Genomic DNA, 25,787 nt, shown 5'->3' with positions numbered 1-25,787 from the left:
ACCCATGGCAACGCTTGAAATCCGAGACCTGCACGTCACCGTCGAGGCCGACAACGCCACGAAGGAGATCCTCAAGGGTGTCGACCTGACCGTGAAGCAGGGCGAGACGCACGCCATCATGGGCCCCAACGGCTCCGGCAAGTCGACGCTCGCCTACTCCCTCGCGGGTCACCCCAAGTACACGATCACCGGCGGCACCGTCACCCTCGACGGCGAGGACGTCCTGGAGATGGAGGTCGACGAGCGCGCCCGCGCCGGCCTGTTCCTCGCGATGCAGTACCCGGTCGAGGTCCCGGGTGTCTCCGTGTCGAACTTCCTCCGCACCTCCGCCACCGCCATCCGCGGCGAGGCCCCCAAGCTGCGCACCTGGGTGAAGGAGGTCAAGGAGGCCATGGAGCGCCTCAACATGGACCCCTCCTTCGCCGAGCGCAACGTCAACGAGGGCTTCTCCGGCGGTGAGAAGAAGCGCCACGAGATCCTCCAGCTCGAACTGCTCAAGCCGAAGGTCGCGATCCTCGACGAGACGGACTCCGGACTCGACGTCGACGCGCTGCGGATCGTCTCCGAGGGCGTCAACCGCGTCCGGGAGACCGGCGAGGTCGGCACCCTGCTGATCACGCACTACACGCGCATCCTGCGCTACATCAAGCCCGACTTCGTCCACGTCTTCTCCGGCGGCCGGATCGTCGAGTCCGGCGGCGCCGAACTCGCCGACAAGCTGGAGAACGAGGGCTACGAGGCATACACGAAGGGCGGCGTATCCGCGTGACACAGCTGCCGGGCCTCCTCGACACAGAGGCGATCCGCAAGGACTTCCCGATCCTGGACCGCCTGGTCCACGACGACCGGAAGCTCGTCTACCTGGACAACGCGGCGACCTCGCAGAAGCCGCGCCAGGTACTGGACGCCCTGAGCGAGTACTACGAGCGCTACAACGCCAACGTCCACCGCGGTGTGCATGTGCTCGCCGAGGAGGCCACGGCGCTGTACGAGGCCGCGCGCGACAAGGTCGCCGAGTTCATCAACGCGCCCTCGCGCGACGAGGTGATCTTCACCAAGAACGCCTCCGAGTCGCTCAACCTCGTGGCGAACATGCTGGGCTGGGCCGACGAGCCCTACCGCGTGGACTCCGAGACCGAGATCGTCATCACGGAGATGGAGCACCACTCCAACATCGTGCCGTGGCAGCTGCTCGCGCAGCGCACGGGCGCGAAGCTGAAGTGGTTCGGGCTGACCGACGACGGCCGCCTCGATCTCTCCAACATCGACGAGATCATCACCGAGAAGACGAAGATCGTCTCCTTCGTGCTGGTCTCCAACATCCTGGGCACGGTCAACCCGGTCGAGGCGATCGTCCGCCGCGCGCAGGAAGTCGGCGCGCTGGTCTGCATCGACGCCTCCCAGGCCGCCCCGCACATGCCGGTGGACGTCCAGGCGCTCCAGGCCGACTTCGTGGCCTTCACCGGTCACAAGATGTGCGGCCCGACGGGCATCGGCGTGCTCTGGGGCCGGCAGGAACTCCTGGAGGACCTGCCCCCGTTCCTCGGCGGCGGCGAGATGATCGAGACCGTGTCGATGCACTCGTCGACGTACGCCCCGGCACCGCACAAGTTCGAGGCGGGCACGCCCCCGGTCGCGCAGGCCGTGGGCCTGGGCGCGGCGATCGACTACCTCCAGTCGATCGGCATGGACAAGATCCTCGCCCACGAGCACGCGCTGACCGAGTACGCGGTCCAGCGCCTGACGGAGGTCCCCGACCTCAGGATCATCGGCCCGACCACGGCCGAGGACCGGGGCGCGGCGATCTCCTTCACGCTCGGTGACATCCACCCGCACGACGTGGGCCAGGTGCTCGACGAGCAGGGCATCGCGGTCCGGGTCGGCCACCACTGCGCGCGGCCGGTCTGCCTCAGGTACGGAATTCCCGCGACCACGCGAGCGTCGTTCTATCTGTACTCCACTCCGGCCGAGATCGACGCACTGGTCGAGGGCCTGGAGCACGTACGGAACTTCTTCGGCTGACGGGAACGGGCTATCGCATGAAGCTGGACTCGATGTACCAGGAAGTCATCCTGGACCACTACAAGCACCCGCACGGGCGTGGTCTCCGGGACGGCGACGCCGAGGTGCACCACGTGAACCCGACGTGCGGCGACGAGATCACCCTCCGCGTGAAGTACGACGGCACGAGGATCGAGGACGTCTCCTACGAGGGCCAGGGCTGCTCGATCAGCCAGGCCAGCGCGTCCGTGCTGAACGATCTGCTGGTGGGCAAGGACCTGGCGGACGCGCAGCGGATCCAGGAGACCTTCCTGGAGCTGATGCAGTCGAAGGGCAGGATCGAGCCCGACGAAGCGATGGAGGAGGTGCTGGAGGACGCGGTCGCGTTCGCCGGTGTCTCCAAGTACCCGGCCCGGGTCAAGTGCGCCCTCCTCAGCTGGATGGCGTGGAAGGACGCGACGGCCCAGGCGATGGACGCCGGAGCCGACGCCGAAAGGAAGACGGCATGAGCGAGACCGTTGAGATGAAGCCGGCCTCGGAGGAGGAGATCCGCGAGGCGCTGTACGACGTCGTCGACCCCGAACTGGGCATCGACGTCGTCAACCTCGGCCTGATCTACGGCATCCACATCGACGACGCGAACATCGCGACCCTCGACATGACCCTGACCTCGGCGGCCTGTCCGCTGACGGACGTCATCGAGGACCAGGCCAAGTCCGCCACGGACGGCCTCGTCAGCGAACTCCGCATCAACTGGGTGTGGATGCCGCCGTGGGGGCCGGACAAGATCACGGACGACGGGCGCGAGCAGCTTCGGGCGCTCGGGTTCAACGTCTGAGGGACGCGTACACGCGAAAGCGGCGGCACCTTTCGGTGGCCGCCGCTTTCGCGCGTTCGGGCGACGCTCAGGCCAGTCCGCCCACCAGCTGGAACGACGAGTCCGACAGATACTGCGAGCTGTACTCGAAGCGCTCCAGGCGGATGACGAAGTTCCGGTGGCGGAGGAAGTAGCCGGGGTAGTTCACCGACTCCAGCATCGTCGCGCCGGAGTAGGAGGCGTCCCGGGGGCAGAACGTGGCGTCCTGCCGGAACAGGGACGAGCCGTCGTTGCGGTCGGCCCGCAGGACGAAGTCGCGGTGGCGCAGATAGCTGCCGTCGTGGGTGGTGAACGAGTAACAGGAGCTGTTGGCCAGGCCCTTGACCTGAGTGAAGGTGGCGTCCTCGCGGAACTTTGAGCCACCGGCCGGGTCCAGGCCCACATGGCCGTCGTCCACGTGCCAGTAGCGGTCGGGGAAGTTGACCGAGCGGAGGGAACGGTGGATCGCGGCGGGCCGCGGCTTCGGTGAACTGCCCTTGGACGCCGTGGACTTGGGCGGCTTCGGGGTCTCCGTCACGGTGACGGTGGGGTCGGCGCCCTGCTGCCGGGGCTCCCGGGGAGTGGGGGAGACCGAGGAGAGGCCGCTGTCGCCCTGCGGAGCGACGGTGGGCGCGGGCTGCGAGGAGAAGGAGATCAGCCCGTCCCTCTCGTCCAGCGCGGTCTTCGACGGTTCGTCAACTCCCTTGCTCGTCGCGGATATCGCCGCCACGCAGGCGACGACGGTGGCCACCGCCAGCGCCCCGGCGAGATAGAGCCGTCGGGTGCCGGGCGTGCGGGTGGTGTCCAACGTCCAGCCGTTCTCCCAGGGGCGGTCCTGGGGCGGCCGGGACTTGTCTTCGGGCATGCGCGGTTCCTCCGGCGCGACGCGGTGCGGCGTGCCGCTGCTGTGGTGGCGCGGTATGTGAAGGGTGAACCACAAGTGGTTCCGGAGGGAACAGTAGTGGTTACCGGGCGTTGTGAGCAGCCCTTTGAAGCGGCTGGTTTCCACATTCCCGTATCAGCGGACCGGGAGGCTCCGCGGGCGTCGTTATGTACGCTTGTACACATGGGATACCTGCTGCTCGCCGGAGCCATCGCCGCCGAGGTCGGAGCGACCACGGCCATGAAGTACACCGAGGGCTTCAGCAGGCTCGGGCCCTCGCTGCTGACCGTGCTCGGCTACGTCCTGTCCTTCCTGCTGCTCGCCCAGACGCTGAAGACGGTCTCGGTCGGCACCGCCTACGCGATCTGGGCCGGCGTGGGCACCGCGGCCATCGCCACCATCGGGATGGTCTTCCTCGGGGAGGGCATGACGGTCACCAAGGCCGCCGGGATCGCGCTGATCATCGTGGGCGTCGTCGTCCTGAACCTGGGCGGGGCGCACTGATGGCCCGGCGGCACGACCCCGAGCGCCGGCAGCGCATCATCGACGCGGCCATCCGGGTCGTGGGGAACAAAGGGCTCGCCGGGCTCAGCCACCGCAGCGCCGCCGCTGAGGCCGACGTACCGCTCGGATCGACGACGTACCACTTCAAGAGCCTCGACGAGCTGATGGTCGCCGCGTTGCGCCAGGCCAGCGAGGGTTTCGCCAAGGCGGTCGCCGCGCACGGGGCCCTCGACGGCCCCGGCGGCGACCTGGCCGCCGACCTCGCCAGGGTCCTCGGCGACTGGCTCGGCGGCGACCGCACCGGCGTCGAGCTGGAGTACGAGCTCTACCTGGCCGCCCTGCGCCGCCCCGCCCTGCGCCCCGTCGCCGCCGAATGGGCCGACGAGCTCGCCGCAGGCCTCACCCGCCGCACGGACCGGGTCACGGCACGGGCGCTGGTCGCGCTGATGGACGGGATCTGCCTCCAGGTGCTGCTGACGGGCGCGCCCTACGACGAGGACTACGCACGGGAGGTGTTGGCGCGGGTGATCCCGCGGGGGACGTAGGCGAGCCGGCTCACCCCCGGCCGGCCCGGGGCGAGCGGCGACGACCGGGCGGGCTGCGCCCGCGCCCCGTGCTGGGGCGGCTCACGACCCGAGAGGTCCCGCGGTCGGGTGCGCGTCCCGTGCCCTGTGCCGGGGTGGCCCACGACCCGAGACGCCCTGCGCACGGGTTCGCGTCCCGCACCGGGGCAGCCCATCACCCGGGACGTCCCGCGGTCGGGTTCGCGTCCTGTGCTCCGTGTTGGGGCGGCTTGCGGCCTGGGGCGTTCCGTGGCCGGGTGCGCCTCCTGTGCTTCGTGCTGGGGCAGCCCGCGGCTTGGGGGGTTTCGCGGTCGGGTTCGCGTCCTGTGCTGCGTGTTGGGGCGGCTTGCGACCCGAGACGTTCCGCCGACGGGTTCGCGTCCCGTGCGGGGTGGCCCACCCGGGACGTCCCGCGGTCGGGTTCGCGTCCCGTGCTCCGCGCCGGGCCGGCTCACCACCCGAGACGTCTCGCGGGCGGGTTCGCGTCCCGTGCCCCGTGCTGGGGCAGCTCACTACCCGAGACGTCTCGCGGGCGGGTTCGCGTCCCGTGCCGGGGTGGCCCATCACCCAAGACGTCCCGCGGTCGGGTTTGCGTCCTGTGCTGCGTGTTGGGGCGGCTCGCGACCCGAGACGTTCCGCCGACGGGGTCGCGTCCCGTGCCGGGGTGGCCCACCCGGGACGTCTCGCGGGCGGGTTCGCGTCCCGTGCTCCGCGCCGGGCCGGCTCACCACCCGAGACGTCCCGCGGGCGGGTTCGCGTCCCGTGCCCCGTGCCGGTTAGGTTTCCCTCATGACCGACACGACTGCCCCGCGCACCACCGGCGCCATCGCCGCAGGCCTCGCCACCGTCGCCGCCGACGGCACCGTTCTCGACACCTGGTTCCCCGCTCCCGAGCTCTCCGCCGAACCCGGTCCGGCCGGCACCGAGCGGCTCTCGGCCGACAGGGCCGTGGAACTGCTCGGCGAAGGCGCCGCCAAGGCGATCGGCCCGGACGCCCGCCGTGGCGTCGAGGTGATCGCGGTCCGCACGGTCATCGCCTCCCTCGACGACAAGCCGCTCGACACCCACGACGCCTACCTGCGGCTGCACCTGCTCTCGCACCGCCTGGTCCAGCCGCACGGCCAGAGCCTCGACGGCATCTTCGGCCTCCTGCCCAACGTCGCCTGGACCTCGCTCGGCCCGGTCGCCGTCGACGACATCGAGAAGGTGCGCCTCAACGCCCGCGCCGAGGGCCTGCACCTCGCCGTGACGAGCGTCGACAAGTTCCCGCGCATGACGGACTACGTCGCCCCCAAGGGCGTCCGCATCGCCGACGCCGACCGGGTCCGCCTCGGCGCGCACCTCGCCGCGGGCACCACCGTCATGCACGAGGGCTTCGTCAACTTCAACGCCGGCACGCTCGGCACCTCGATGGTCGAGGGCCGCATCTCCGCCGGTGTCGTGGTCGGCGACGGCTCGGACATCGGTGGCGGCGCCTCCACCATGGGCACGCTCTCCGGCGGCGGCAACGTCCGCATCACCATCGGCGAGCGCTGCCTGATCGGCGCCGAGGCGGGCGTCGGCATCGCGCTCGGCGACGAGTGCGTCGTCGAGGCCGGTCTCTACGTCACCGCCGGCACCCGGGTCACCATGCCCGACGGCCAGATCGTCAAGGCCCGCGAGCTGAGCGGCGCCTCGAACATCCTCTACCGCCGCAACTCGGTCACCGGCACCGTCGAGGCCCGTCCGAACAACGCGGTGTGGGGCGGCCTCAACGACGTCCTGCACAGCCACAACTGAGTCCCCGAAGATCACGTACGGGTTGCTCGGCGTGACCTCCGGGTCGTTTCGGCAGATGAACGGGTGGACGCAGAGTCCGATCAGATGCCGGGACGACGAACGAGGGGTCGCAGTGATGAGGGCGATGAGGAACAGGCGGGCATGGGCCGGGGCGCTGCTCCTGGCGGGGGCCTCCTGCTGGATGTCGGCCGGGACCGCGAGCGCGGACGAGACCAACACCGCCTCCCACAACGGCCCCCGGGTCGGCCTGGTGAACATCGGCCAGGTGGACGACCCGATGGAGGACGTCCTGGAGCACCTGCTGCTGATCGGCGACGGGTACTCCTGGAACTGACCCGGTGACGCGAAGTCGCCGCGGAGGACGCATGTCCTCCGCGGCGACTTTTTTTCGTGGGGTGGCATAGCGGCGGCCGCCCGCACGCGTCACAAGGGGAGGAGGGGCGGCGCACAGGTGTCGCCGGGGAAGAGAAGGTGACGATGAATGCCGAAGGGCTGGAGAGTTTCCGGGACTTCGTGGACAGCAGGTCGTCCGCCCTGCTGAGGACCGCCGTGCTGCTGTGCGGGGGAGACCGGCACGCCGGTGAGGACCTGCTGCAGAACGCCCTGGTGAAGGCGGCCGGACGGTGGCAGAGGATCGACGAGCCGGAGGCCTACGTACGGCAGGCCCTCTACCGCCAGCAGATCAGCCGCTGGCGGCTGAAGTGGCCCCGGCGCGAGGTCAGTGTCGCCGAGCCGCCCGAGCCCCCGGGCGCCGCCGAACCCGGCGCCGACACCGCCGCGGCGGCCGAACTGCGGCTCGTGATGCGCGAGGCCCTCTCCCGCCTCACCGCACGCCAGCGCACCGTCCTGGTGCTCCGCTACTTCGAGGACCTGCCCGAGGCCGAGGTGGCCCGGCTGCTGGGCTGCTCGGTGGGCACCGTGCGCTCCACCACCCACCGTTCGCTGGCCCGGCTGCGCCTGCTCGCTCCCGAGCTGGCCGCGCTCGGACCCGCGGAGACCGAGCGGTTCGACACCCGTGACTACTCGCCCATGGAGGTGCGTCCGTGAAGGTCGACGACATCGTGCGCGACGCCCTGCGCGAGCAGGCCGCCGAACAGCCCCCGGCGGCCGGGGGATTCGCGGACCGGGTGCTCGCCGTCCGGCGCCGCCGCCGTACCCGCAGGATCACGGCCGCCGCCGTGACCGTGGTCGCCGTGGTCGCCGTCGGGGTGGCGGTACCGCTGCTGGACTCCGGAAAGGAGGACGTGCGGCCCTCGGGCGGCATCGTGACCCCGAAGAAGGTGGAGTCCCACCCCGACCAGTCGCCGCCGCGGGACAGGATCTCCGTCGGGGGCACGACCATGGCCGGGTACTTCGTCCCGGAGAACGTCGTGAAGAGTGCCGACAGCGCCGTCTACGAGCGCACCTACCACCTGCTGAATCCGAGCACCGGCAAGTACACCGAGGCCGCCGACTGGTCCTGGGTCGCCGTCGCCCCGGGTGGGAAGACCGCCGCCGTCCTCGAACGGGACCTGCCCGCCTCGCGGATCGGCCTGCTCGATCTGAGCACCGGCAAGGTCGAGCGGTGGATCGAGGTCGACCACGGTGTCGGTGGGCTCGCCTTCTCGAGCGACGGACGCAGGCTGGTCGCAACGACGTACAGCGAGAATCCCGACCGGCTGGTCAAGGCGGAGGGCGACGAGGAATGGGGCGGGCCGTTCACGTCGAGCCGCACCGGTTTCCTCGTCCTCGACGTGGCCTCCGGCGACGGCGAGTGGACCGAGGTCAGGCTCGGGGGCGGCTCGGATGACTCCATGGGCGGCACCATGATGAACAGCCGCCAGGACTTCGCCCTCACGGCCGACGGCCGGTACGTCTGGGAGGGCAGCCCCATGGAGCCCGGCTATGTGTTCTACGACCTCTCGGGCAGGAAGGTCCCGGTGCCGGCGGGCGAGAAGTACCTGTCCTGGTTCGTCGATGCGGGCAGGTCCCCGGACGGCAGGCTCGTCGCCGGTGACTTCGCGGGCCGGAAGTGGAAGACCTCCTCCTGGGTCCTGGACGCCGGGACCGGTGAGAAGACCGAGGTGCGCGGACAGCAACTGCTCGCCTGGGTGGGCAACAAGCAGCTCATCGCCTGGGACATCGGCGAGAACGACAAGAACGAGTTCCACCAGCGGCTCGTCCTGGTCACCCTCGGCAGCGACAAGGAGGTCCCGCTCAGCGGCTTCCGCGAAGGCAACGACGGTGACGCCGGGCGCTGGGAGCCGCTGTTCGCCCAGCCCTGATCAGGCGGCCATGAGGCGTTCGTACTCCGCCAGCAGTGCGTCGGCCGTCCCGCGGTCGGCGGGCCGCAGCGGGGCGCGGACCGGGCCCGCCGGCAGACCGAGCGCGTTCAGGAGGGCCTTGGCGGTGACCGTGCCGGGCAGACCCGCCGACATCATCGCCTCGATCAGCGGCGTGGCCCGCTGTTGGAGGCGGGCGGACACGGGGGTGTCGCCCGCCTCGAACGTGTCGAGGATCGCCCGGAGCCGGTCCGGGACCACGTTGGCCACCGTGCTGACATACCCCGCCGCACCCACCGCGTACAGGGCGAGGATGTGCTCGTCGCAGCCCGCGTAGTACGCCAACTCCGTGCGGTTGAGGACCTTCTGGGTGCCGAGGAGGTCGTAGGAGCAGTCCTTGACCGCGACGATCCGGGGGTGCTCGGCGAGCCGGATCATCGTCTCCGGTTCGATGCGGGTGCCGGTGCGGCCCGGGATGTCGTAGAGCATGACGGGCAGCCCGCAGGCGTCCGCGATCTCGCGGAAGTGTGCCTCCAGCGCGTCCTGCGGCGGCCTGCTGTAGTAGGGGCTGACCACCAACACCCCGTCCGCGCCCGCCTTTTCGGCGGCCAGGGCCAGCTCCACGGTGTGCCGGGTGTCGAAGGTGCCCACCCCCGCCACGACCGGGACCCGTGCACCCACCGCCTCCCGCACCGCGCTCACGAGGGCGGACTTCTCCGCGTCCGTCGTGGTCGGCGACTCACCCGTCGTGCCGGACAGGACGAGCCCGTCGCAGCCCGCCGCCACCAGGTGGCCGGCGAGCGCCTGCGCACCGTCGAGGTCGAGGGCACCGGCCTCGTCGAAGGGTGTGATCATGGCGCAGAGGGCGCGGCCGAAGGGCGGGGCGATGGTCGTCACCGTCGTAGTCTCGGCGGTCCGACCGTGAAGCTCCACTTAATTCTTCTACGGTGTATCGGTAAGGGATGCTGCGACGAGGTCCTATGTCCAAATCGGGCCCGTATGGGTCACCATGGTCAGGACGGTGCACGACCCCTGGTCCTGGAGGCGTCATGAAGCTCGGCAAGGCACTCGCCACCGGAGTCGCGGAGGAGCGGCCGGAGATCCACGAGGAGGAGCTCGAACTCCCCGAGGAGATCGTGGAACTGAAGGCTCCCGAAGAGGTTCCGGCGGCCCGATGAGGCTGCGGCTTCCGGAGGAACGCCCTGCGGAGCCGCCGACCGGATACAAGATCGCCCACCCGGTGCTGTCCCAGGACGGCACCCGGGCCGGGTTCACCGGTGTGTCGCTCGGCGGTGCGCTGCCGTACGGCGTCCTGGCCGACGCGTCCTGCGTCTACGGCCTGCGGCACCGGGCGCCGAACCGCCGCTGCGACTGCGGCTTCCACTGTGTGCACGACCGCGCGGCGGCCGAGGCGCTGCTGTGCACGGCCGAGCACCGCACGGCCGTGCTCCTCGACGTCCTGGTCCTCGGCCGCTACCTCCGTTTCGAACTCGGCTACCGCTACGCCCGCCAGCGGGTGCGGACCGCCACCGTCGGCCCCTGCGCCTGCGGCACGGTCGCGGCGGCCCTCGCCGACGCCGGCTGGGGCAGGCCCGGATGGCGGGCCCTGGCCCCCTCCTGCGCGGGCTGCCTGCGCGGACGTACGGCCCTCTCGCTCGCCGGGTTCGCCCGGCTGGCCGGCGAGGGGCTGCGGGTGGTGGCACAGCCGGCCGCCGTCCTCGACCCGGCCGGTCCCGGCCTGCCCGAGGAGCTCGGGGTGCCCGAACTCGCCGCCGAGGCAGCCCTGTTGCAGGCGAGGCTCGACTGGTTCCAGAGCCAGCTGGCCCGGCTCGGACAGCGCGGCCCGGACGACGGCCCCCAGGTGGGGTAGCCGGGGGCCGGGCCGGGTACCCGGGTGCTCCGACCGAGAGGAGGCGGAACACCGTGACCGGAACCACGGCCCCCAGGCCGGCGCACGACGAACATCATTCGGTGGGCGAACTCGTCGGACAGGCCACCGAACAGGTCTCCAAACTGGTGCGGCAGGAAGTCGCCCTGGCGAAGGAGGAGCTGGCCGAGAAGGGCCGGCGGGCCGGGAAGGGCGGCGGGCTGCTCGGCGCCGCCGGCGCCTTCGCCTACGCGGGACTGCTCGCCCTGGCCGGAACGGCCACCGCCGCGCTCTCCCTGGTGCTGTCGGTGTGGGCCGCGGCGCTGATCGTGACGGCTGTGCTGTTCGTGATCGCGGGGGTGCTGGCCGCACTCGGCCGCTCCCAGTTGCGTCGTGCCACACCTCCGACGCCCGAGGAGGCTCTCGGCAGCGTCAAGGCGGACGTCGAGGAGATCAGGGAAAGGGCGCACCGATGACGGACAGGACGGGTAGCGAGCCCCCCGTGACGGGGGCCAAGGGACCCGAGGAACTGCGGCAGCAGATCGAGCGGACCCGCAGTGAACTCGGCGACACGGTTGAGGAGTTGGCAGGAAAGATGGATGTGAAGGGCCGCGCACGGGCCCGTGCGGCAGACCTCAGGGACAAGGCGGGGGCGATGACCGTGCAGCTGCGCAGCAGCGCGGCGCAGGCCGGTCACACCGTGCACGACAAGGCCACACAGGCCGGCCACCTGGTCCAGGACCGGGCCGTGCAGGCGAGCCACAAGGTCCAGGACCGGACGCAGCGGGCGGGCCGGCTCACCCAGGGCAAGGCCGCCGAGACCAGTGCCGCACTGGAGCGCCGGGCGGAGCACGGTGTGCCCCAGCCGGCCCGGCCCCTGGTCATGGCGGCCCTACGGCATCCGCGGCCGGTGCTGATCGTCGGCGCGGCCCTGGCCGCGATCGTCGTCGTGTCCTGGCGGTACCCGAAGAAGTAGACCCAGGACCCGCACACGCGGAGGTGGGCGGCACCCGGAAGTCACGGGTGCCGCCCACCTCCGCGTGTGCGGGACGGCCGGTCGTCGGGGGTCACTTCCCGCGTGCCGCCCGCAGTCTCGTCCTGCGTGCCGCCCGCAGCCTCGGCGGCCACTTCCGGGTGTCCCGGGGCTCCACGTAGGGCTCCTCCGTCGGCTCGGCCGCACCGGAGACGATGGCCCGCTCACGGGCCAGCTCCGCGTCGAACTCCAGGCCCAGCAGGATCGCCAGGTTGGTCAGCCAGAGCCACACCAGGAAGACGATGGCACCGGCGAGGGTGCCGTACGTCTTGTTGTACGAGCCGAAGTTGGCGGCGTAGAGGGCGAACCCCGCGGAGGCGGCGAGCCAGACCAGGGTGGCGAGGACGCTGCCCGGCGAGGTCCAACGAAAGCCGCGGCCACGGACGTTGGGGGCGGCCCAGTACAGCAGCCCGATCATCATGACGACCAGGAGCAGCAGCACCGGCCACTTGGCCACGCCCCAGACCGCGATCGCCGCGTCACCGAACCCCACCGCCCGGCCCGCCCGTTCGGCCAGCGGGCCCGTGAACACCACGATCAGCGCGCTCACCGCCAGCATCAGCATCAGCGTCACGGTCAGCGCCAGCCTCAGCGGCGTCAGCTTCCACACCGGGCGGCCCTCGGGAAGGTCGTACACCGCGTTGGACGTACGGATGAAGGCGGCGACGTACCCGGAGGCGGACCAGAGCGCGGCGAGCAGACCGAGGACCGCCAGGACGCTGCCCGTGCCGCCGCTGTCGCCGAGCTGGACCACCGCGTCCCGCAGAATGTCCCGGGCCGGACCCGGCGCGAGGTCCCCGATGTTGTCCAGGATCTTGTCCGTGGCCCGCTGCCCCACCACGCCCAGAAGGGAGACCATCACCAGCAGCGCCGGAAAAAGCGACAGAACGCCGTAGTACGTCAACGCCGCCGCGCGGTCGGCCAGTTCGTCGTCCAGCAATTCCTTCGCCGTGCGCCGCAGTGCCGCGCGCCAGGATCGTGCGGGCAACTTCAAAGGGCTTCTGGGCTGGTCGTCGGCCTGCTCGTCCATGTCCTGCGGGTGTCCCGAAACCCCCTCCTGAACCGCCGACTTGACCTGAATCCTGGTTGAGGTTGAAGGGTGGCCGATGAACGCATCGATCAGCGATCCGAGGAGGCCACGCCCATGACCCGCCGTACCGACACCCACCCCGACCTCACCCGGCCCGAGGTGGGCGCGTCCCTCTTCAGCACCTGGCGGGTGGGCAACCCGCTGCGCCAGCGGCAGACCGTCGACGCCATCGCCGGGGCATGGGAACGCCGGCCGTGGCCCGCCGGCGGACTGCTCGGCTACCACGTGTACACCGGACACGACACCGCGAGCCTCCTGCACTACTCGCAGTGGACCGACGAGCAGGCCTACGAGGCCTTCGCGCGCACGCAGCGGCTGGAGCGCGTGGACGAGATCGACACCGCCGTGCCGCACATCGAGCGGCTGGGGCTCGGCCGCTACCGCCACTACCGCAGCGCCGTCCGGGACGGCGACCGGCGGGTGCCGGGCTGTGTGGTGATCGTCGACATCGAGTTCGAGGGCCCCGACCCCGACCGGCAGCGGGCCTGGGTGGACGCCGTCGTCGAAGCGCTGGAGAGCGAGCCCCACCCGCACCCCGGCGGCATCAGCGGCCACTTCCACCTCAGCACCGACGGCACCCGGGTGCTCAACTACGCGGAGTGGGAGAGCGCCCAGGCCCACCTCGACGCGCTCGCCGCCCCGGGCGACGGGATCGGCTCGGCCTCGGACGCCTGGGAGCGCGTGCAGAGCTGGCCGGGGCTGAAGAGCAGCGTGGTCAGCCGGTACGACCACGCCCTCGGCCTGCTTCCCGGATAGCTCTCTTCGACAGCCCTCCCCACCGAACACTTGGATTGCCTGGACAAAAAAAGTTTTCGGTGAGACCGTGGACCCATGCTGGACGTCACCGTGATCGAGGACCCCGAGGCCGCAGCCGTCTCCCTGGACCCCATACGGGCACGGCTGCTGGCCGAGCTGGCGGCCGGCCCCGCGTCGGCCGCCATGCTGGCCGGCAAGGTCGGGCTGCCCCGCCAGAAGGTGAACTACCACCTCAAGGCGCTGGAGCGGCACGGCCTGGTCGAGCTCGCCGGGGAGCGCCGCAAGGGAAACGTCACCGAGCGGCTGATGCGGGCGACCGCGGCCTCGTACGTCATCTCACCGCTCGCGCTCGCCTCCGTGCAGCCCGACCCCGACCGCTTCCGCGACCAGCTCTCCGCGCGCTGGCTGCTGGCACTGGGCGCCCGTCTCGTGCGGGACGTGGGTCAGCTGATCACCGGCGCCGCCAAGGAGCGCAAGAGGCTCGCGACGTACGCGCTGGACGGCGAGGTGCGTTTCGCCTCCGCCACCGAACGAGCCGCGTTCATCCAGGAGTTGACGGCCGGGGTCGCCGAGCTGATCCGCAGGTACGACGCCCCGGACGCCGAGGGCGGCAGGGATCACCGGATCGTGGTGGCCGTCCATCCCACGCTCAAGAAGACCGAGTTGGAGTAGATCATGTCCCAAGAGTTCGAGATCGCCCGCGAGTTCGAGGTCGACGCCACCCCCGAGCAGGTCTGGGAGGCGATCACCACCGGCACCGGCGGCTACCTGTGGCCGATGGAGCCGCCCGAGCCCCGCGTCGGCGGCACCGGCCCCTTCGGCTCCAAGGTCGTCGCCTGGGACCCGCCGCACCGCTACACCAACCGCGTCGAGGACGTCGAGGGCATCTCCCAGCAGACCCTCAACCAGCTCGACTACACCGTCGAACCCCGTGACGAGGGCCGGCGGGCCTGGGTGCGCTACGTCCACAGCGGGATCTTCGTCGACGACTGGGACAACCAGTACGACGGAGCCGCCAAGCACACCGACTTCTACCTGCACACCCTGCGCGAGTACCTGACCCACTTCGCGCCCCGCCCGGCCGCCTTCGCCACCTTCGACGGACCCGAGGCGTCCAAGGCCCCCGACGCCCTCGCCGCCGTGGGACGGGCCCTCGGTGTCGGCGAGGACGTGGCCGCGGGCACGCGTGTGACGGTCCACGGCCCGGACACCTTCGAGGCCGTGGTCGACTTCCGCAACCCGTACTTCATCGGACTGCGCACCGACCGGGGCCTCACCCGCATCTTCGGGCGCAACCACTGGGGCCACCCGGTCGGCATCTCCCTGCACGACTTCGCCCCCGACTCCGACATCAAGGAGTGCGAGGGCGAGTGGCAGGCCTGGCTGAACGGAGTGTTCGACCAGGCCTGACCGGCTGCCGGTTACGGCTTGAAGCGCAGCACCTGCGGGTCGTGGTCGCTGATCTGGTCGTTGAACTCCGAGTTGATGTGCACGCTGTCGTACTCGAAATCGCAGCCGCGCCGGATCGACGGGCTGACCAGGATCTGGTCCAGGACCTGCTGGTTGCCCTGGTAGTCGTAGGTGTAACGCTCGCTCCTGGGCAGCGACTTGATCGCCGACCACAGCTCGCCGTCACCCTCCAGGATCTTCGCCGTGCCGGAGAACTCGAAGTCGTTGATGTCGCCGAGGGCGATGACGTCCGCGTTCTTCTGGGTGTCGAGGATGTCCTTGACGAAGGCGTTGACCAGGGTCGCCTGCTGGTGGCGCTGGATCTCCGAGCTGCGCGGCACCGGCTGGACCGCCGAGGTCAGACCGTAGTCGCCGCCCTTGGAGTTGAAGTGGTTGGCGATCACGAAGACCGTGCGGCCGCGGAAGACGAACTCGCCGGCCAGCGGCTTGCGGCTGGACTTCCAGGCGTCGTCGGTGGGGGCGATTCGGCCCGGGGAGACCGTCAGCTGCGCCTTGCCGTGGACCTTGGTGACCCCGGCCGCCGTGGTGGCGTCGCCGCCCGCGCGGTCGGTGAAGGAGACCCGCTCCGGGTTGAAGAGGAACACCTGGCGGATGTTGCCGCCCGGCTCGCCGCCGTCGGTGTCGTTGGCCGGGTCGATCGAGCGCCAGTCGTACCGCGGGCCGCCCGCCGCGACGATCGCATCGATCAGCTTGTTCACCGTCACGTCGGCGGCGGTCGTGCCGTCGTCCTTCGCGCCGTTGTTGTCCTGGATCTCCTCCAGGGACACGATGTCGGGCGACTTCAGGTTGTTCACGATCGCGGAGGCGTGCTCCTCGAAGGTGGCGTCGGACGGGTCGAGGTTCTCGACGTTGTACGTCGCGACCGCGAGCTCGCCGTTCTTCTGCCTCTGTGTGGTCTCGCGCGTGAGACCGGCGCTCCTCAGCGTGCCGATCTCGTTCGCGACCAGGGTGTAGCCGCCGTACTGGTTGTAGTCCAGCGGGCCCGCGGTGGAGCCGGTGAGCACGTCACCGACGTTCGCGACGGGGAAGGCGGAGGTCGCGCCGAGCGACTGGATCTGGAGCCGGCCGGTGTTCTGCGCGTCGTAGGAGCCGTAGAGCGTGCCACCGCGGCGGGTGGCGTTCTCGCGCGGCTTCACCGTCACCCACAGCTCGGTGTACGGGTCGGTCGCGCCCACCACCCGGGTGTCGGCGACCTCGACGTTCATGCCCTCCAGGGACTCGTAGAAGTCCAGCGCGTACTTCTTCGGCTCCAGGGCCAGGCCGTTGATCGAGTTGCCCGCGGCGGGGTCGCCCGCCGGGACGTACGCGGCAGGCACCGACTTCGCGTCGATCACCGTGGCGGCGGGCACCGCGTTGCCGCTGGAGACGACCGTGACGGTCGGCTTGGTGAGCTCGGTCACCGACTGGTTCCCGGACGACGTGCCACCCGGGACGTACTCCGAGACCGTGCCGGTGACCGTGACGGCGTCACCGACGGCGACCTTCGGGGCGGAGCTCGTGAAGACGAAGACGCCCTCACTGGTGGCCGGGTCGGCGTCCGGGTTCGGATCCTGGATCCAGAAGCCCTTGGAGGAGCCGTAGGTGCGCACCCCGGTGACGATTCCGGCCACATCCGTGACCTTCTGACCGGCGTACGGGGATATCCGGGTCGCGCCCTGGATGTCGTGGATGCTCACGGCGGCCGCGTGCGCGGGCGAGACGAGAACGACGGTGGAGGCCGCCGACAGGGCGGCGACGGTGAGCGCGGCGAGACGCGCGGACTTCTTGCTCGGCAACGGGATCCCTCCGGGGACGAACGTAGGCGCCGGGACGAGGGTGAACGTGGAACGGTGGGAGCCGCGACCTGTGGGGGCGGTTGCGACGCGCGTAGAAAATACAGTGAACAGATGTCCGCCGGATTTCTACGCGCGTCAATCTCCTGCCTGGTCAGCCCAGTTGTCAAGGTTTCAGCCATGTACGGACCCTGTCGGGGAGATGAACCGGGCGGCATGGGTGGATATCCGTCTACGCTGAGTGGCTGAGTGGCACGACGCGTCCGAGGAGAACCAGCCGATGTCAGACAGCTCCCCCCTGCCGCCGGTGCGGCTGCACCCCGAAGCGGAGCTGGCGCGGGACGCCCTGTCCACGCCGCTGCTCGCCCGGGCCGCCCGGCTCGCCCGCTGGGCCGGCGAGGACACGCGGGTCGACGCCGGGGGCGGACTCGTCGAGGAGCAGCTGCCCGCGGCCGCCGCGCACCTCGGACTGACCGGCGACGACGCCGCCGCCCACGCGAGCGAGGCCTGGCGGATCGCCGTCGACACCGGGCTCGTCGAGATCGTCGACGAGGAGGAGGGCACGGTCGCCACCGGCGAGGACCTGGCCCTGCTGTCCGGGTCCCCGCAGGACGTGCTCGGCGTCTGGCTGACCGCCCTGGAGACGGCGCTGGCCGACGCGAGCGTGCCGGACCTGGACGACCTGGTCGACGCCATGTCCGCCGAGGACGGTGGCGGCCAGATCGACTTCGCCTCCCTGGACTGGGACCCCGAGGCCGAGCAGGAGTTCCTCGACGGGGTGCTCGGCAACCTCTACCTGCTCACCGTCAGCGTGGACGGTCCCGGCGACGGTCCCGTGCCGCTGCCCGCCCTCGCCGCGTCGATGATCGTGCCGAGCGACATGGGCGAGCCCACCAACGACGTCCTGGAGCAGGTGTCCGACGCGATGATGCGGCTGGACGACCAGTTCCGGTTCCTGGAGCCGGTCGGCATCGTCGAGTACCAGCCCGTCGACGAGGCGCTGATGGCCGACACCGACGAGGAGCCCGCCGCCGTCGACGACACCGACGTCTCCCGGTACGGCATGGTGCGGCTGACCCCGCTCGGCCTGTACGGACTGCGGGCACGGCTGCTGGAGGCCGGCATCCCGGCACCGGCCGTCGGCGACCTCGCCGACAAGGGGGCGGACGCACTGCTCGACGGGACCGCGGCGTTTCCTCCCGCGGCCGCCCAGGCCGAGACCGAGCAGTGGCTGGACCGGCGCGAACCGCTCGCGGCCGCACGGGAGTTGCTGGCGGCCGCCCGGGGGAGCGACCCGGGGGCGCCGCTGCGCAGGCTGCGCTGCCAGCAGGCCCTGTCGCTGGTCGGTGTCGTCGCCGAACCCGCACTGCGGGAGGTTCTGGACGACCCGGAGCTGGGCGGGCTCGCCCGGGTCTGGCTGGTCGAGCGCGGGTTCGCGGACGTGCCCGCGCCCTCCGAGGACCTGGTGTTCTGGCTGACCGTCGACACGATCGCCGCGCAACTGGCCGCCGAGGGGAACTCCGAGGAACTTCAGGGGCTCGTGGAGGGGCTCGCCCAGCAGCACGGAGGCTTCTTCGCGGCGGCCTGGAAGGTCGACCATCCGGCCACGGCGGACGTGCTGGAGGCGATGGGGCGGCTGCATCCCGACAAGAAGGTCGCCAAGGAGGCCCGGAAGGCCGCGTTCAAGGCGCGTTCGCAGCAGGGGGGTTGAGGCCGTGTCGCGGGTGCGGGCGGGTTGTGGCTGGTCACGCGGTTCCCCGCGCCCCTGAAGGCTTTCACATCAACCTGTGTTGATTCATCAAAGCTGCTCCACGGAGTCCTCTCGCAGTTCAACTGGTGTTCAGGCATGGGCGGGACGGTTGCGCCGAACCGAGGTCCCCCACCCTCCACGGCGTTCATCCACCGTCTCAGGAGACACCATGTCGCTCACCCGCAGGGACTTTGCCGCGAAATCCGCGCTCACCGGAGCCGGTGTCGCGCTGGCGGGCACGGTCGGCGCCCTCGCCACCGCGCCCAACGCGCTCGCCGCCACCGACGTCGAGAGCGAGGGTGCGCAGACCGCGGGCGCCCACCACGGAGTCGGCTACGGGCCGCTGATCCCCGACCCCGACGGCATCCTCGCGCTGCCCGCCGGGTTCACGTACGAGGTCATCACCTACAGCGGGAGGACCAAGCTGGAGTCGGGCGAGTTCACCCCCTCCAACCACGACGGTACGGCCACCTTCCGCGGCCCCCGTGGTGCCACCCTCCTGGTCAACAACCACGAGCTCAAGGGCCCGCGGGCCAACTGGCCCCACCCCGTGCCGCTCACCGAGGGCCTCGTCTACGACCCCGCCGCCTCCGGTGGCTGCACGGTCGTCGAGGTCCGCCACGGCCATGTCGCCGAGTGGGTCGGCATCGCCGGCACCTCCACCAACTGCGCGGGCGGCACCACCCCCTGGGGCACCTGGCTCACCGGCGAGGAGACCGAGGACAAGGCCGGCCAGAACGGCATGACCAAGGACCACGGCTACATCTTCGAGGTCGACCCCGAGGACCGCCGCGCCAACCGCGACCCCAAGCCCGTCAAGGCCTTCGGCCGGTACGCCCACGAGGCGGTCGTCATCGACCCCAAGCGCGGCCACGCCTACCTGACCGAGGACGCTTCCGGCCCCAACGGCCTGCTCTTCCGCTGGACCCCGCCGACCGGTTTCCACCACGGCCGCGGCAAGCTGCGCACCCTCGCCGACGACGCGGGGGTCCTGCAGGCCTTCAAGTGCTTCGACTCCGGCGGCAAGTTCGTCGACGACCTCTCCCGCGCCACGAAGATCGGCACGGTGTACGGCGTCGACTGGGTCGACGTGCCCGACCGCGACGCCAGGACCGTCTCCGTCCGCAAGCAGTTCACCGACGGCCAGGTCACCCGCGCCCGCAAGCTCGAGGGCATGTGGTGGGGCGACGGCGGCGCGTACGTCGTCTCCTCGTACGCCCGTGAGGAGAGCCCCGTTCAGCACGACGGCCAGGTCTGGTTCTACGACCCCAAGCGCCGCACCCTCACGCTGAAGGTCCTCCTCGGCGTGAACCCCGACCCGTCCCAGGACGGCGCGTTCGACGGCCCCGACAACATCACCGTCTCCCCGTACGGCGGCCTCGTCATCGCCGAGGACGGCGAGGGCGTCCAGCACCTGTTCGGCGCGACGGAGAGCGGCCGCACCTACCCCATCGCCCGCAACGAACTCAACATCGGCACCGAAGAGGAGCCCGAGTACAGCGAGTTCACCGGCGTCACCTTCTCGCCCGACGGAAAGACGCTGTACGCCAACATCCAGACTCCGGGGATCATGCTGGCGATCACGGGGCCCTGGAAGCGGCAGAAGCGCGGCTGAACTTAATTCGCTCGCCCCTCCCGCGGCACGCCTCCTGAAGTGATGAACGTCCAGGTGCGAAGGCAGGACCTACTTCCACTCTTAATGGGGAGGCCGCGGGTTCGAATCCCGTCATCGACGCAAGGTCGGTGTGGCGGAACGGAAGACGCGCCAGTTATAAGCACCGCAGTCGACTTCGAACTCGGTCACCCTCCATTTGCCGTGCCTCCCTCCGAAACAGTTGCCGACTGGCCCTGGGCAGCCTGAGCGCCGGGCGTGGCCCGCACTTCACGGGGTGCGGGCCACGCCCTTGCCTGCGTTCCCGGCTGACATCTAACATTTCAGTTCATGAACGCCCTACGGCCGCTCGGCCGCACCCTTCTCCGGGACCGGGCCTACGCGTCCATCCGGGACGCCATCGTGGCCGGGGAGATCGAGCCCGGGGCGGTGGTGCGGGACGCGGAGCTCGCCGAGCGGCTCGGGTTGTCGCGGGCGCCGGTGCGGGAGGCCTTCGCGCGGCTGGTCGACGAGGGGCTGCTGGAGAGCAAGCCGCAGAGCTACACCCGGGTGACCCAGGTCGTCGCCGCCGACGTGCGGGACGCCGCCGCCGTGGTCGGGGCCATGCACGAACTGGTCACGCGGGTCGCCGTGCCCCGGCTCTTCGCCGCCGACATCGAGCTGATGCGCGCGGCCAACGCGCGGTTCGCGGCCGCCGTCACCGCCGGTGACGTGGACGAGGCCGTACGTGCCGACGACGCGCTGCACGACGTGCTCGTCCGGGTGAGCGGCAACCGCGCGGCCGCCGCCACCGCCGCCCGCTACACCCCCCTCATCCGCCGGCTGGAGCGCAGACGCTTCGGCGAGGGCGGCACCTGCCGTTCGGCCGGCCTGCACGAGCGGCTGATCGAGGCCTGCGCGGCCGGTGACGTGGACGAGGCGGTCCGGGTCACGGCGGAGATCTGGCGGGGTCTGGCCGAACTCGCCGACAGCGACTGAACCCACTGCGCCCCACCCCGGAGGTCACCGTGCCCCTCGCGTCCTACGACCGTTACCCCCTGCTGTTCGGCCCGTCCCCCGTGCACCGCCTGGAGCGTCTCACCGCGCACCTCGGCGGGGCCGCGCTGTGGGCCAAGCGCGAGGACTGCAACTCCCCGATCGCGTACGGCGGCAACAAGACCCGCAAACTGGAGTACCTCGTCGCCGACGCCCTCGCGAAGGGCTGCGACACCCTTGTCTCGATCGGTGGCGTCCAGTCCAACCACACCCGCCAGGTCGCCGCCTGCGCCGCCCGGGCCGGGCTCAAGTGCGTGCTGGTGCAGGAGAGCTGGGTGGACTGGCCGGACGCCGTCTACGACAAGGTCGGCAACATCCTGATCAGCCGGCTCGCCGGGGCCGACGTACGGCTGGTGAAGGCCGGGTTCGGGATCGGGTTCAAGGAGAGCTGGGAGCAGGCGCTCCGGGACGTCGAGGAAGCGGGCGGCAAGCCGTACGCCATCCCCGCCGGCGCCTCCGACCACCCCCTCGGCGGCCTGGGCTTCGCCGCGTGGGCCTACGAAGTCGCCGAACAGGAGCGTGAGTTGGGCGTCTTCTTCGACACGGTCGTGGTCTGCTCGGTGACCGGGTCCACCCAGGCCGGCATGGTCGCCGGGTTCCGGGCGCTGGAGGAGGCGGGCGGCCGGACCCGGCGCGTCCTGGGCATCGATGCTTCCGCCAAGCCCGTCGCCACCCGGGAGCAGATCGCGCGGATCGCCCATGGCACCGGACAACTCATCGGCGTACAAAAGGAGTTGACCGAGGAGGACGTGGAGCTGGACGAGCGGTATCACGCCGGCGTCTACGGCATCCCCGACGAGACCACCCTGGAGGCGATGCGCCTCGCCGCCCGCACCGAGGGGATGGTCACCGACCCCGTGTACGAGGGCAAGTCCATGGCCGGGATGATCGATCTCGTCCGGCGCGGGGAGATCGGTGCCGACTCCACGGTGCTCTACGCCCACCTCGGCGGGCAGCCGGCGCTCAACGCGTACAGCGCGCTGTTCTGACCGCCCCCCGGGCTCATGAGCCGCCCTTCGGCCGGGCGCCCCTGATCACCGTCCCGCACACCAGCAGCGCGGTCACGGCGATCAGGGCGCCCACGCCGAACGCGCGGGCCGAGCCCTCGACCAGCACCTCGGACGGTGACCCGGTGGCGTGCCGGGTGGCCGTGCCGTAGACCGTGACCAGGAGGGACAGGCCGAGGGTGCCGCCGAGCCACTGGAGGGTCTGGAGCAGGCCGGAGGCGGCGCCGGCCTCGTGAGGCTCAACGCGGGCGAGGATCGTCGCGTTGAGCGGCATGAGGCTCAGACCGATCCCGACCCCCAGCAGGAGCAGTGGGCCGAGCAGTCCGGAGAGGTAGCCGGCCCCGGGGTCGAGGCGCCACAGCCATGCGCAGGCGCCGGTGACCAGTGCCGTTCCGGTGAGCAGCACCGGCTTGGCGCCCAGGCGCCCGAGCAGCCGCGGCACCAGACGTACGGTGCTGAACATGGCCAGGGTCATCGGGAGGAAGGCCAGCCCCGCGCGCAACGGGCTGTACTGAAGGACCTGTTGGCTGATCAGCGTGAGGAAGTAGAACGCCCCGAACATCCCGGCGGGCAGCAGCATCACCCCCGCGTAGGCGCCGGCCCGGTCGCGGTCGGCGAACAGCCGCAGGGGCAGCACCGGTTGCCCGGCCCGGGACTCGACCAGGGTGAAACCGGTCAGCAGCGCGGCCGCCGTACTGAAGCCGAGCAGCGTCCGGGGGTCGCTCCAGCCGGCCTCCGACACCCGGATGAAGGCGTACACCAGCGAGGCCGTCCCGGCCGTGCCGGTCAGCGCGCCGGCCAGGTCGAACCGGCCCGCGTGGCGCGGGGTCTCGGCGACGAAGCGGGGCAGGGCGACGGCCACCGCGAGGCCGATCGGCACGTTGATCAGCAGGGCCCAGCGCCAGGACGCCCAGTCGGTGAGCATGCCGCCGAGGACCAGCCCGACGGAGGCGCCGATACCGGCCGTGGCGGAGTAGACGCTCAACGCGTGGTGCCGGCGCGGGCCTTCGGGAAAGTGGGTGGTGATCAGGGCGAGGGTGCTGGGGGCGACGAGGGCGGCGCCGACGCCCTGGAGCGCGCGGGCGGCCAGCAGCCACGCGCTGTCGCCGGCCAGTCCGCCGAGCAGGGAGGAGCCGGCGAAGAGGAGGACACCGTTCAGTAGCGTACGGCGGCGGCCGGCGATGTCTCCGGCGCGGCCGCCGAGCAGCAGCAGCCCGCCGAAGGCGAGGGTGTAGGAGTTGAGGACCCAGGACAGGCCCGTAGGGCTGAAGCCGAGGTCCCGCTGGATGTCGGGGAGCGCTACGTTGACGACCGTGGAGTCGACGCCGACCATCAGGTAGGCGGTGACGACGACGAGGAGGGTCGTGCCGAGGTGGCCGGTGCGGTCCGGTGGAGCGGAGGGTGAGGCGGTGGTCGTGGACGGGGTGGACATGGCGTTCTCCCGTTCTCGTGTCCCCGCTCGCGCCGCCCCCCGGACAAGGCGCGCGGGCAGCACGGAGCGACCCGCTGCGACTGCGGTGCGCGCTAAGTGGGGACTGTCTCCGTTTAGTGTTGGATAACATACGGAGAGAGTCCCCGGTTCGCAAGGAGTATCTGGATGACGCAGGTCAGGCCCATGCGCGCGGACGCTCGGCGCAACTACGAGCGGCTGCTGAAGGTGGCCGTCGAGGCGTTCGCCGAGCACGGGGAGGGTGCGTCCCTCGACGACATCGCCAAGCGGGCCGGAGTGGGATCCGGGACGCTGTACCGGCACTTCCCGACCCGGCAGGCGCTGCTGGAGGCGGCGTACGTGGACCGCGTCGAGGGGTTCGCACGGCGTGCCGAGGAGCTCGCGGCGGAGCTGCCGCCGGGGCGGGCGCTGTCGGAGTGGCTGTACGAGCTGTGCGTCGGGACGATCCAGGTCCGGGGCATGAAGACGCTGCTGGGCTCCGCCGTCACGGACGGCGGCAACGCCGTGCTCACGGCCTGCGGCACGCATGTGCGGGGGGCGGCGGAGCGGTTGGTGGCGGCGGCGCGGGAGGAAGGCTCGCTACGCGCGGACGTCGAGCCGCTGGAGTTGCTCCGGCTGGCCCATGGGGTGGCGGGGGCGGCGGAGTTGGCCGACGGGGGCGGGGAGTCGATCCGGCGGTATCTGACGCTGCTGACGGAGGGGCTGCGGGCCTAGGGGCGCCTACCGATGTGCCTCGTTGTGTCGTCTTGCGGCCGCGGGTGAGTGGGGGCTTGTCGCGCAGTTCCCCGCGCCCCTGGGTGGGTACAGCCAGGGGCGCGGGGAAGCTGCTCAGAGCGCCTGGGCCGCCGGCTTCACCATTCCGCGTACCGTGCGGGACTTCACGAAGTCGCCCATCGCGGTCATCTCCCACTCGCCGGAGAACTGCTTGATCAGCTTGGCCATCATCACGCCGGTCTGCGCCTCCGCGTTGGTGAGGTCGAAGCGGACCAGCTCCTCCCCGCTCGCGGCGTCGATAAGGCGGCAGTACGCCTTGGCGACCTCCGTGAACTTCTGCCCGGAGAAGGAGTTGACCGTGAAGACCAGACCGGTGACCTCCTGGGGGAGCCGGCCGAGGTCCACGACGATCACCTCGTCGTCACCGCCGCCCTCGCCCGTGAGGTTGTCGCCGGAGTGCTTGATCGCGCCGCCGACGATGGACAGCTTGCCGAAGTAGCAGCTGTCGATGTGGTTGCGCTGCGGGCCGTAGGCGATGACCGAGGCGTCGAGGTCGATGTCCTTGCCGCGGTACGCCGGCTCCCAGCCGAGACCCATCTTGACCTGGGAGAGCAGCGGCCGTCCGCCCTTGACCAGGGACACGGTCTGGTTCTTCTGGAGGCTGACCCGGCCCTTGTCGAGGTTGATCTTCCCGGCACCGGGGGCGGGCGGCGCCGGGGGAGCCGGCGGGGCCGCGGGCGCCGGCGGCGCGGCGAGCCGGGGGTCCACGGCCGGGGCGGGCGGCGCCGGGGGCGGCGTCTGCACCGTCGGCGTGACCGGCGGGGCCACCGGCGCCGGGGCGGGCTCCTCCACCGTCACGCCGAAGTCCGTCGCGATCCCGGCCAGCCCGTTGGCGTACCCCTGGCCCACCGCCCGGGCCTTCCAGGCGCCGTTGCGCAGGTAGATCTCCACGACCACCAGTGCGGTCTCGGTGCCGAGCTGCGGCGGGGTGAAGGTGGCCAGCACGCTGTTGTCGTCCGCGTTGCGGATCGTGGCCGTCGGTTCGATGCCCTGGAAGGTCTGGCCCGCGGCGTCCGGGCTCGCGGTGACGACGATCTTCTCGATGCCGGGGGGCAGGGCGGCGGTGTCGACGCTGATCGCGTCAGGCGCCGTACCGCCGCCCGACCGGTAGGTGACCCCCGGTCCCGTCGGCTGGTTGTAGAAGATGAAGTCGTCGTCGGAGCGCACCTTGCCGTCGGCGGTGAGCAGCAGGCCCGATACGTCGAGCCGCACCGGGGCGGAGACGTCCACCGTCACTCGGGTGACGGGGAGGGGGATGTTCGAGCCGGGGGTCATAGCTGTCATGCCCGGTGAACGAGCGAGCGCGCTTTACCGTTCCCTTAAT

General features: G+C 71.1%; 28 protein-coding genes and 1 tRNA gene. 23 read left to right on the top strand and 6 right to left on the bottom strand.

Annotated elements, in window-relative coordinates; all coding sequences use genetic code 11:
- Positions 1 to 4: 4 nt before the first annotated feature.
- Genes sufC through M2163_RS15460 form a run of 4 tightly spaced genes read left to right on the top strand, consistent with a single transcriptional unit; the run spans position 5 to position 2,839 of the window.
- The gene (sufC, locus tag M2163_RS15475; RefSeq protein WP_280894220.1) at positions 5 to 769 is read left to right on the top strand and encodes a Fe-S cluster assembly ATPase SufC; all 765 of its coding nucleotides are present in this window, start codon (positions 5 to 7) and stop codon (positions 767 to 769) included.
- Positions 766 to 2,022 carry a cysteine desulfurase gene (locus M2163_RS15470; protein WP_280894219.1) on the top strand — a complete coding sequence of 419 codons (1,257 nt, stop codon included), beginning with the start codon at positions 766 to 768 and terminating at the stop codon, positions 2,020 to 2,022. Before sufC ends, M2163_RS15470 begins: the two co-directional genes overlap by 4 nt.
- A gap of 17 nt (positions 2,023 to 2,039) precedes the next feature.
- Positions 2,040 to 2,510 carry a Fe-S cluster assembly sulfur transfer protein SufU gene (gene sufU / locus M2163_RS15465; protein ID WP_280894218.1) on the top strand — a complete coding sequence of 157 codons (471 nt, stop codon included), beginning with the start codon at positions 2,040 to 2,042 and terminating at the stop codon, positions 2,508 to 2,510.
- On the top strand, positions 2,507 to 2,839 hold the full coding sequence (locus M2163_RS15460) for a metal-sulfur cluster assembly factor (RefSeq protein WP_037708299.1): 333 nt from the start codon (positions 2,507 to 2,509) through the stop codon (positions 2,837 to 2,839). The genes sufU and M2163_RS15460 overlap by 4 nt, the downstream gene beginning before the upstream one ends.
- A gap of 67 nt (positions 2,840 to 2,906) precedes the next feature.
- Here M2163_RS15460 and M2163_RS15455 read toward each other — a convergent pair whose 3' ends face one another.
- Complete coding sequence (locus tag M2163_RS15455; RefSeq protein ID WP_280894217.1) at positions 2,907 to 3,722, bottom strand: AbfB domain-containing protein; 816 nt, start codon at positions 3,720 to 3,722, stop codon at positions 2,907 to 2,909.
- A gap of 201 nt (positions 3,723 to 3,923) precedes the next feature.
- On the opposite strand from M2163_RS15455, the gene M2163_RS15450 reads away from it, so the two are divergent.
- The 6 genes from M2163_RS15450 (at position 3,924) to M2163_RS15425 (ending at position 8,850) form a co-directional block, all read left to right on the top strand.
- A complete protein-coding gene (locus M2163_RS15450; RefSeq protein WP_280852209.1) occupies positions 3,924 to 4,244 on the top strand; it encodes a multidrug efflux SMR transporter in 321 nt (106 codons plus the stop codon).
- Positions 4,244 to 4,789, top strand: coding sequence for a TetR family transcriptional regulator (locus M2163_RS15445; protein ID WP_280852210.1), 546 nt, complete (start codon positions 4,244 to 4,246; stop codon positions 4,787 to 4,789). Before M2163_RS15450 ends, M2163_RS15445 begins: the two co-directional genes overlap by 1 nt.
- A gap of 807 nt (positions 4,790 to 5,596) precedes the next feature.
- A complete protein-coding gene (dapD, locus tag M2163_RS15440) occupies positions 5,597 to 6,586 on the top strand; it encodes a 2,3,4,5-tetrahydropyridine-2,6-dicarboxylate N-succinyltransferase (RefSeq protein WP_280852211.1) in 990 nt (329 codons plus the stop codon).
- Positions 6,587 to 6,710: 124 nt separating this feature from the next.
- On the top strand, positions 6,711 to 6,920 hold the full coding sequence (locus tag M2163_RS15435) for a hypothetical protein (protein ID WP_280852212.1): 210 nt from the start codon (positions 6,711 to 6,713) through the stop codon (positions 6,918 to 6,920).
- Positions 6,921 to 7,063: 143 nt separating this feature from the next.
- Positions 7,064 to 7,633 (top strand): SigE family RNA polymerase sigma factor, encoded by a 570-nt coding sequence (locus M2163_RS15430; RefSeq protein ID WP_280852213.1) that lies wholly within the window; start codon positions 7,064 to 7,066, stop codon positions 7,631 to 7,633.
- The gene (locus M2163_RS15425) at positions 7,630 to 8,850 is read left to right on the top strand and encodes a WD40 repeat domain-containing protein (protein ID WP_280894216.1); all 1,221 of its coding nucleotides are present in this window, start codon (positions 7,630 to 7,632) and stop codon (positions 8,848 to 8,850) included. Before M2163_RS15430 ends, M2163_RS15425 begins: the two co-directional genes overlap by 4 nt.
- Here the strand turns inward: M2163_RS15425 and dapA are convergent, their stop codons facing one another.
- Positions 8,851 to 9,744, bottom strand: coding sequence for a 4-hydroxy-tetrahydrodipicolinate synthase (dapA, locus tag M2163_RS15420; RefSeq protein WP_280894215.1), 894 nt, complete (start codon positions 9,742 to 9,744; stop codon positions 8,851 to 8,853). It lies immediately after the preceding gene.
- A 152-nt stretch (positions 9,745 to 9,896) separates the two neighbouring features.
- On the opposite strand from dapA, the gene M2163_RS15415 reads away from it, so the two are divergent.
- Genes M2163_RS15415 through M2163_RS15400 form a run of 4 tightly spaced genes read left to right on the top strand, consistent with a single transcriptional unit; the run spans position 9,897 to position 11,690 of the window.
- On the top strand, positions 9,897 to 10,025 hold the full coding sequence (locus M2163_RS15415) for a hypothetical protein (RefSeq protein WP_280852217.1): 129 nt from the start codon (positions 9,897 to 9,899) through the stop codon (positions 10,023 to 10,025).
- Positions 10,022 to 10,717 carry a hypothetical protein gene (locus M2163_RS15410; protein ID WP_280852218.1) on the top strand — a complete coding sequence of 232 codons (696 nt, stop codon included), beginning with the start codon at positions 10,022 to 10,024 and terminating at the stop codon, positions 10,715 to 10,717. Before M2163_RS15415 ends, M2163_RS15410 begins: the two co-directional genes overlap by 4 nt.
- Before the next feature lie 53 nt (positions 10,718 to 10,770).
- Positions 10,771 to 11,190, top strand: a complete 420-nt coding sequence (locus M2163_RS15405; RefSeq protein ID WP_280852219.1) for a phage holin family protein — start codon at positions 10,771 to 10,773, stop codon at positions 11,188 to 11,190.
- Positions 11,187 to 11,690, top strand: a complete 504-nt coding sequence (locus tag M2163_RS15400; RefSeq protein WP_280894214.1) for a DUF3618 domain-containing protein — start codon at positions 11,187 to 11,189, stop codon at positions 11,688 to 11,690. Before M2163_RS15405 ends, M2163_RS15400 begins: the two co-directional genes overlap by 4 nt.
- 91 nt (positions 11,691 to 11,781) lie before the next feature.
- Here the strand turns inward: M2163_RS15400 and M2163_RS15395 are convergent, their stop codons facing one another.
- Positions 11,782 to 12,777, bottom strand: coding sequence for a YihY/virulence factor BrkB family protein (locus M2163_RS15395; protein ID WP_280852221.1), 996 nt, complete (start codon positions 12,775 to 12,777; stop codon positions 11,782 to 11,784).
- 114 nt (positions 12,778 to 12,891) lie between these two features.
- Here M2163_RS15395 and M2163_RS15390 point away from each other — a divergent pair, with 114 nt between their 5' ends.
- The 3 genes from M2163_RS15390 to M2163_RS15380 all read left to right on the top strand — a co-directional run bounded on the left by M2163_RS15390 (position 12,892) and on the right by M2163_RS15380 (position 15,003).
- Positions 12,892 to 13,593, top strand: a complete 702-nt coding sequence (locus M2163_RS15390; RefSeq protein ID WP_280894213.1) for an antibiotic biosynthesis monooxygenase — start codon at positions 12,892 to 12,894, stop codon at positions 13,591 to 13,593.
- Between the two features lie 75 nt (positions 13,594 to 13,668).
- Entirely contained in the window at positions 13,669 to 14,265 is a 597-nt protein-coding gene (locus tag M2163_RS15385) for a helix-turn-helix domain-containing protein (protein ID WP_280852223.1), read from the top strand.
- Positions 14,266 to 14,268: 3 nt separating this feature from the next.
- On the top strand, positions 14,269 to 15,003 hold the full coding sequence (locus M2163_RS15380) for an SRPBCC domain-containing protein (RefSeq protein WP_280852224.1): 735 nt from the start codon (positions 14,269 to 14,271) through the stop codon (positions 15,001 to 15,003).
- A gap of 11 nt (positions 15,004 to 15,014) precedes the next feature.
- Here the strand turns inward: M2163_RS15380 and M2163_RS15375 are convergent, their stop codons facing one another.
- Entirely contained in the window at positions 15,015 to 16,838 is a 1,824-nt protein-coding gene (locus M2163_RS15375; RefSeq protein ID WP_280894212.1) for an endonuclease/exonuclease/phosphatase family protein, read from the bottom strand.
- 277 nt (positions 16,839 to 17,115) lie between these two features.
- Between M2163_RS15375 and M2163_RS15370 the strand changes: the two genes are divergently transcribed.
- The 5 genes from M2163_RS15370 to M2163_RS15350 all read left to right on the top strand — a co-directional run bounded on the left by M2163_RS15370 (position 17,116) and on the right by M2163_RS15350 (position 22,221).
- Positions 17,116 to 18,546, top strand: coding sequence for a hypothetical protein (locus M2163_RS15370; RefSeq protein WP_280894211.1), 1,431 nt, complete (start codon positions 17,116 to 17,118; stop codon positions 18,544 to 18,546).
- Positions 18,547 to 18,754: 208 nt separating this feature from the next.
- Complete coding sequence (locus M2163_RS15365) at positions 18,755 to 20,200, top strand: alkaline phosphatase PhoX (protein ID WP_280894210.1); 1,446 nt, start codon at positions 18,755 to 18,757, stop codon at positions 20,198 to 20,200.
- 47 nt (positions 20,201 to 20,247) lie between these two features.
- Positions 20,248 to 20,317, top strand: a tRNA-Lys gene (locus M2163_RS15360).
- A 210-nt stretch (positions 20,318 to 20,527) separates the two neighbouring features.
- On the top strand, positions 20,528 to 21,175 hold the full coding sequence (locus tag M2163_RS15355) for a GntR family transcriptional regulator (protein WP_280894209.1): 648 nt from the start codon (positions 20,528 to 20,530) through the stop codon (positions 21,173 to 21,175).
- 29 nt (positions 21,176 to 21,204) lie between these two features.
- On the top strand, positions 21,205 to 22,221 hold the full coding sequence (locus M2163_RS15350) for a 1-aminocyclopropane-1-carboxylate deaminase (RefSeq protein ID WP_280894208.1): 1,017 nt from the start codon (positions 21,205 to 21,207) through the stop codon (positions 22,219 to 22,221).
- A gap of 13 nt (positions 22,222 to 22,234) precedes the next feature.
- Here the strand turns inward: M2163_RS15350 and M2163_RS15345 are convergent, their stop codons facing one another.
- Complete coding sequence (locus M2163_RS15345) at positions 22,235 to 23,671, bottom strand: MFS transporter (protein WP_280894207.1); 1,437 nt, start codon at positions 23,669 to 23,671, stop codon at positions 22,235 to 22,237.
- A 165-nt stretch (positions 23,672 to 23,836) separates the two neighbouring features.
- Between M2163_RS15345 and M2163_RS15340 the strand changes: the two genes are divergently transcribed.
- Positions 23,837 to 24,403: a TetR/AcrR family transcriptional regulator gene (locus M2163_RS15340; RefSeq protein ID WP_280852230.1), complete on the top strand. Its 567-nt coding sequence runs from the start codon at positions 23,837 to 23,839 to the stop codon at positions 24,401 to 24,403.
- Positions 24,404 to 24,517: 114 nt separating this feature from the next.
- Here M2163_RS15340 and M2163_RS15335 read toward each other — a convergent pair whose 3' ends face one another.
- Positions 24,518 to 25,738, bottom strand: coding sequence for a TerD family protein (locus M2163_RS15335; RefSeq protein ID WP_280897261.1), 1,221 nt, complete (start codon positions 25,736 to 25,738; stop codon positions 24,518 to 24,520).
- Positions 25,739 to 25,787: the final 49 nt, after the last annotated feature.

The organism is Streptomyces sp. SAI-135 (assembly GCF_029893805.1).
In the GTDB taxonomy this organism is placed as follows: domain Bacteria; phylum Actinomycetota; class Actinomycetes; order Streptomycetales; family Streptomycetaceae; genus Streptomyces.
Note: the sequence above shows the minus strand (reverse complement) of the source record. Positions and strands in the feature narration are given on the sequence as shown.

What these genes read in the sequence shown, in the direction of transcription:
- M2163_RS15380 (WP_280852224.1), top strand. Translation starts at nt 14,269, where the DNA reads ATGTCCCAAGAGTTCGAGATCGCCCGCGAGTTCGAGGTCGACGCCACC.
- sufU (WP_280894218.1), top strand. Translation starts at nt 2,040, where the DNA reads ATGAAGCTGGACTCGATGTACCAGGAAGTCATCCTGGACCACTACAAG.
- M2163_RS15385 (WP_280852223.1), top strand. Translation starts at nt 13,669, where the DNA reads ATGCTGGACGTCACCGTGATCGAGGACCCCGAGGCCGCAGCCGTCTCC.
- M2163_RS15400 (WP_280894214.1), top strand. Translation starts at nt 11,187, where the DNA reads ATGACGGACAGGACGGGTAGCGAGCCCCCCGTGACGGGGGCCAAGGGA.
- M2163_RS15370 (WP_280894211.1), top strand. Translation starts at nt 17,116, where the DNA reads ATGTCAGACAGCTCCCCCCTGCCGCCGGTGCGGCTGCACCCCGAAGCG.
- M2163_RS15340 (WP_280852230.1), top strand. Translation starts at nt 23,837, where the DNA reads ATGACGCAGGTCAGGCCCATGCGCGCGGACGCTCGGCGCAACTACGAG.
- dapD (WP_280852211.1), top strand. Translation starts at nt 5,597, where the DNA reads ATGACCGACACGACTGCCCCGCGCACCACCGGCGCCATCGCCGCAGGC.
- M2163_RS15335 (WP_280897261.1), bottom strand. Translation starts at nt 25,738, where the DNA reads ATGACCCCCGGCTCGAACATCCCCCTCCCCGTCACCCGAGTGACGGTG.
- M2163_RS15450 (WP_280852209.1), top strand. Translation starts at nt 3,924, where the DNA reads ATGGGATACCTGCTGCTCGCCGGAGCCATCGCCGCCGAGGTCGGAGCG.
- M2163_RS15415 (WP_280852217.1), top strand. Translation starts at nt 9,897, where the DNA reads ATGAAGCTCGGCAAGGCACTCGCCACCGGAGTCGCGGAGGAGCGGCCG.
- M2163_RS15445 (WP_280852210.1), top strand. Translation starts at nt 4,244, where the DNA reads ATGGCCCGGCGGCACGACCCCGAGCGCCGGCAGCGCATCATCGACGCG.
- M2163_RS15410 (WP_280852218.1), top strand. Translation starts at nt 10,022, where the DNA reads ATGAGGCTGCGGCTTCCGGAGGAACGCCCTGCGGAGCCGCCGACCGGA.
- M2163_RS15390 (WP_280894213.1), top strand. Translation starts at nt 12,892, where the DNA reads ATGACCCGCCGTACCGACACCCACCCCGACCTCACCCGGCCCGAGGTG.
- M2163_RS15355 (WP_280894209.1), top strand. Translation starts at nt 20,528, where the DNA reads ATGAACGCCCTACGGCCGCTCGGCCGCACCCTTCTCCGGGACCGGGCC.
- M2163_RS15345 (WP_280894207.1), bottom strand. Translation starts at nt 23,671, where the DNA reads ATGTCCACCCCGTCCACGACCACCGCCTCACCCTCCGCTCCACCGGAC.
- sufC (WP_280894220.1), top strand. Translation starts at nt 5, where the DNA reads ATGGCAACGCTTGAAATCCGAGACCTGCACGTCACCGTCGAGGCCGAC.
- M2163_RS15365 (WP_280894210.1), top strand. Translation starts at nt 18,755, where the DNA reads ATGTCGCTCACCCGCAGGGACTTTGCCGCGAAATCCGCGCTCACCGGA.
- M2163_RS15395 (WP_280852221.1), bottom strand. Translation starts at nt 12,777, where the DNA reads ATGGACGAGCAGGCCGACGACCAGCCCAGAAGCCCTTTGAAGTTGCCC.
- M2163_RS15460 (WP_037708299.1), top strand. Translation starts at nt 2,507, where the DNA reads ATGAGCGAGACCGTTGAGATGAAGCCGGCCTCGGAGGAGGAGATCCGC.
- M2163_RS15430 (WP_280852213.1), top strand. Translation starts at nt 7,064, where the DNA reads ATGAATGCCGAAGGGCTGGAGAGTTTCCGGGACTTCGTGGACAGCAGG.
- M2163_RS15455 (WP_280894217.1), bottom strand. Translation starts at nt 3,722, where the DNA reads ATGCCCGAAGACAAGTCCCGGCCGCCCCAGGACCGCCCCTGGGAGAAC.
- M2163_RS15435 (WP_280852212.1), top strand. Translation starts at nt 6,711, where the DNA reads ATGAGGAACAGGCGGGCATGGGCCGGGGCGCTGCTCCTGGCGGGGGCC.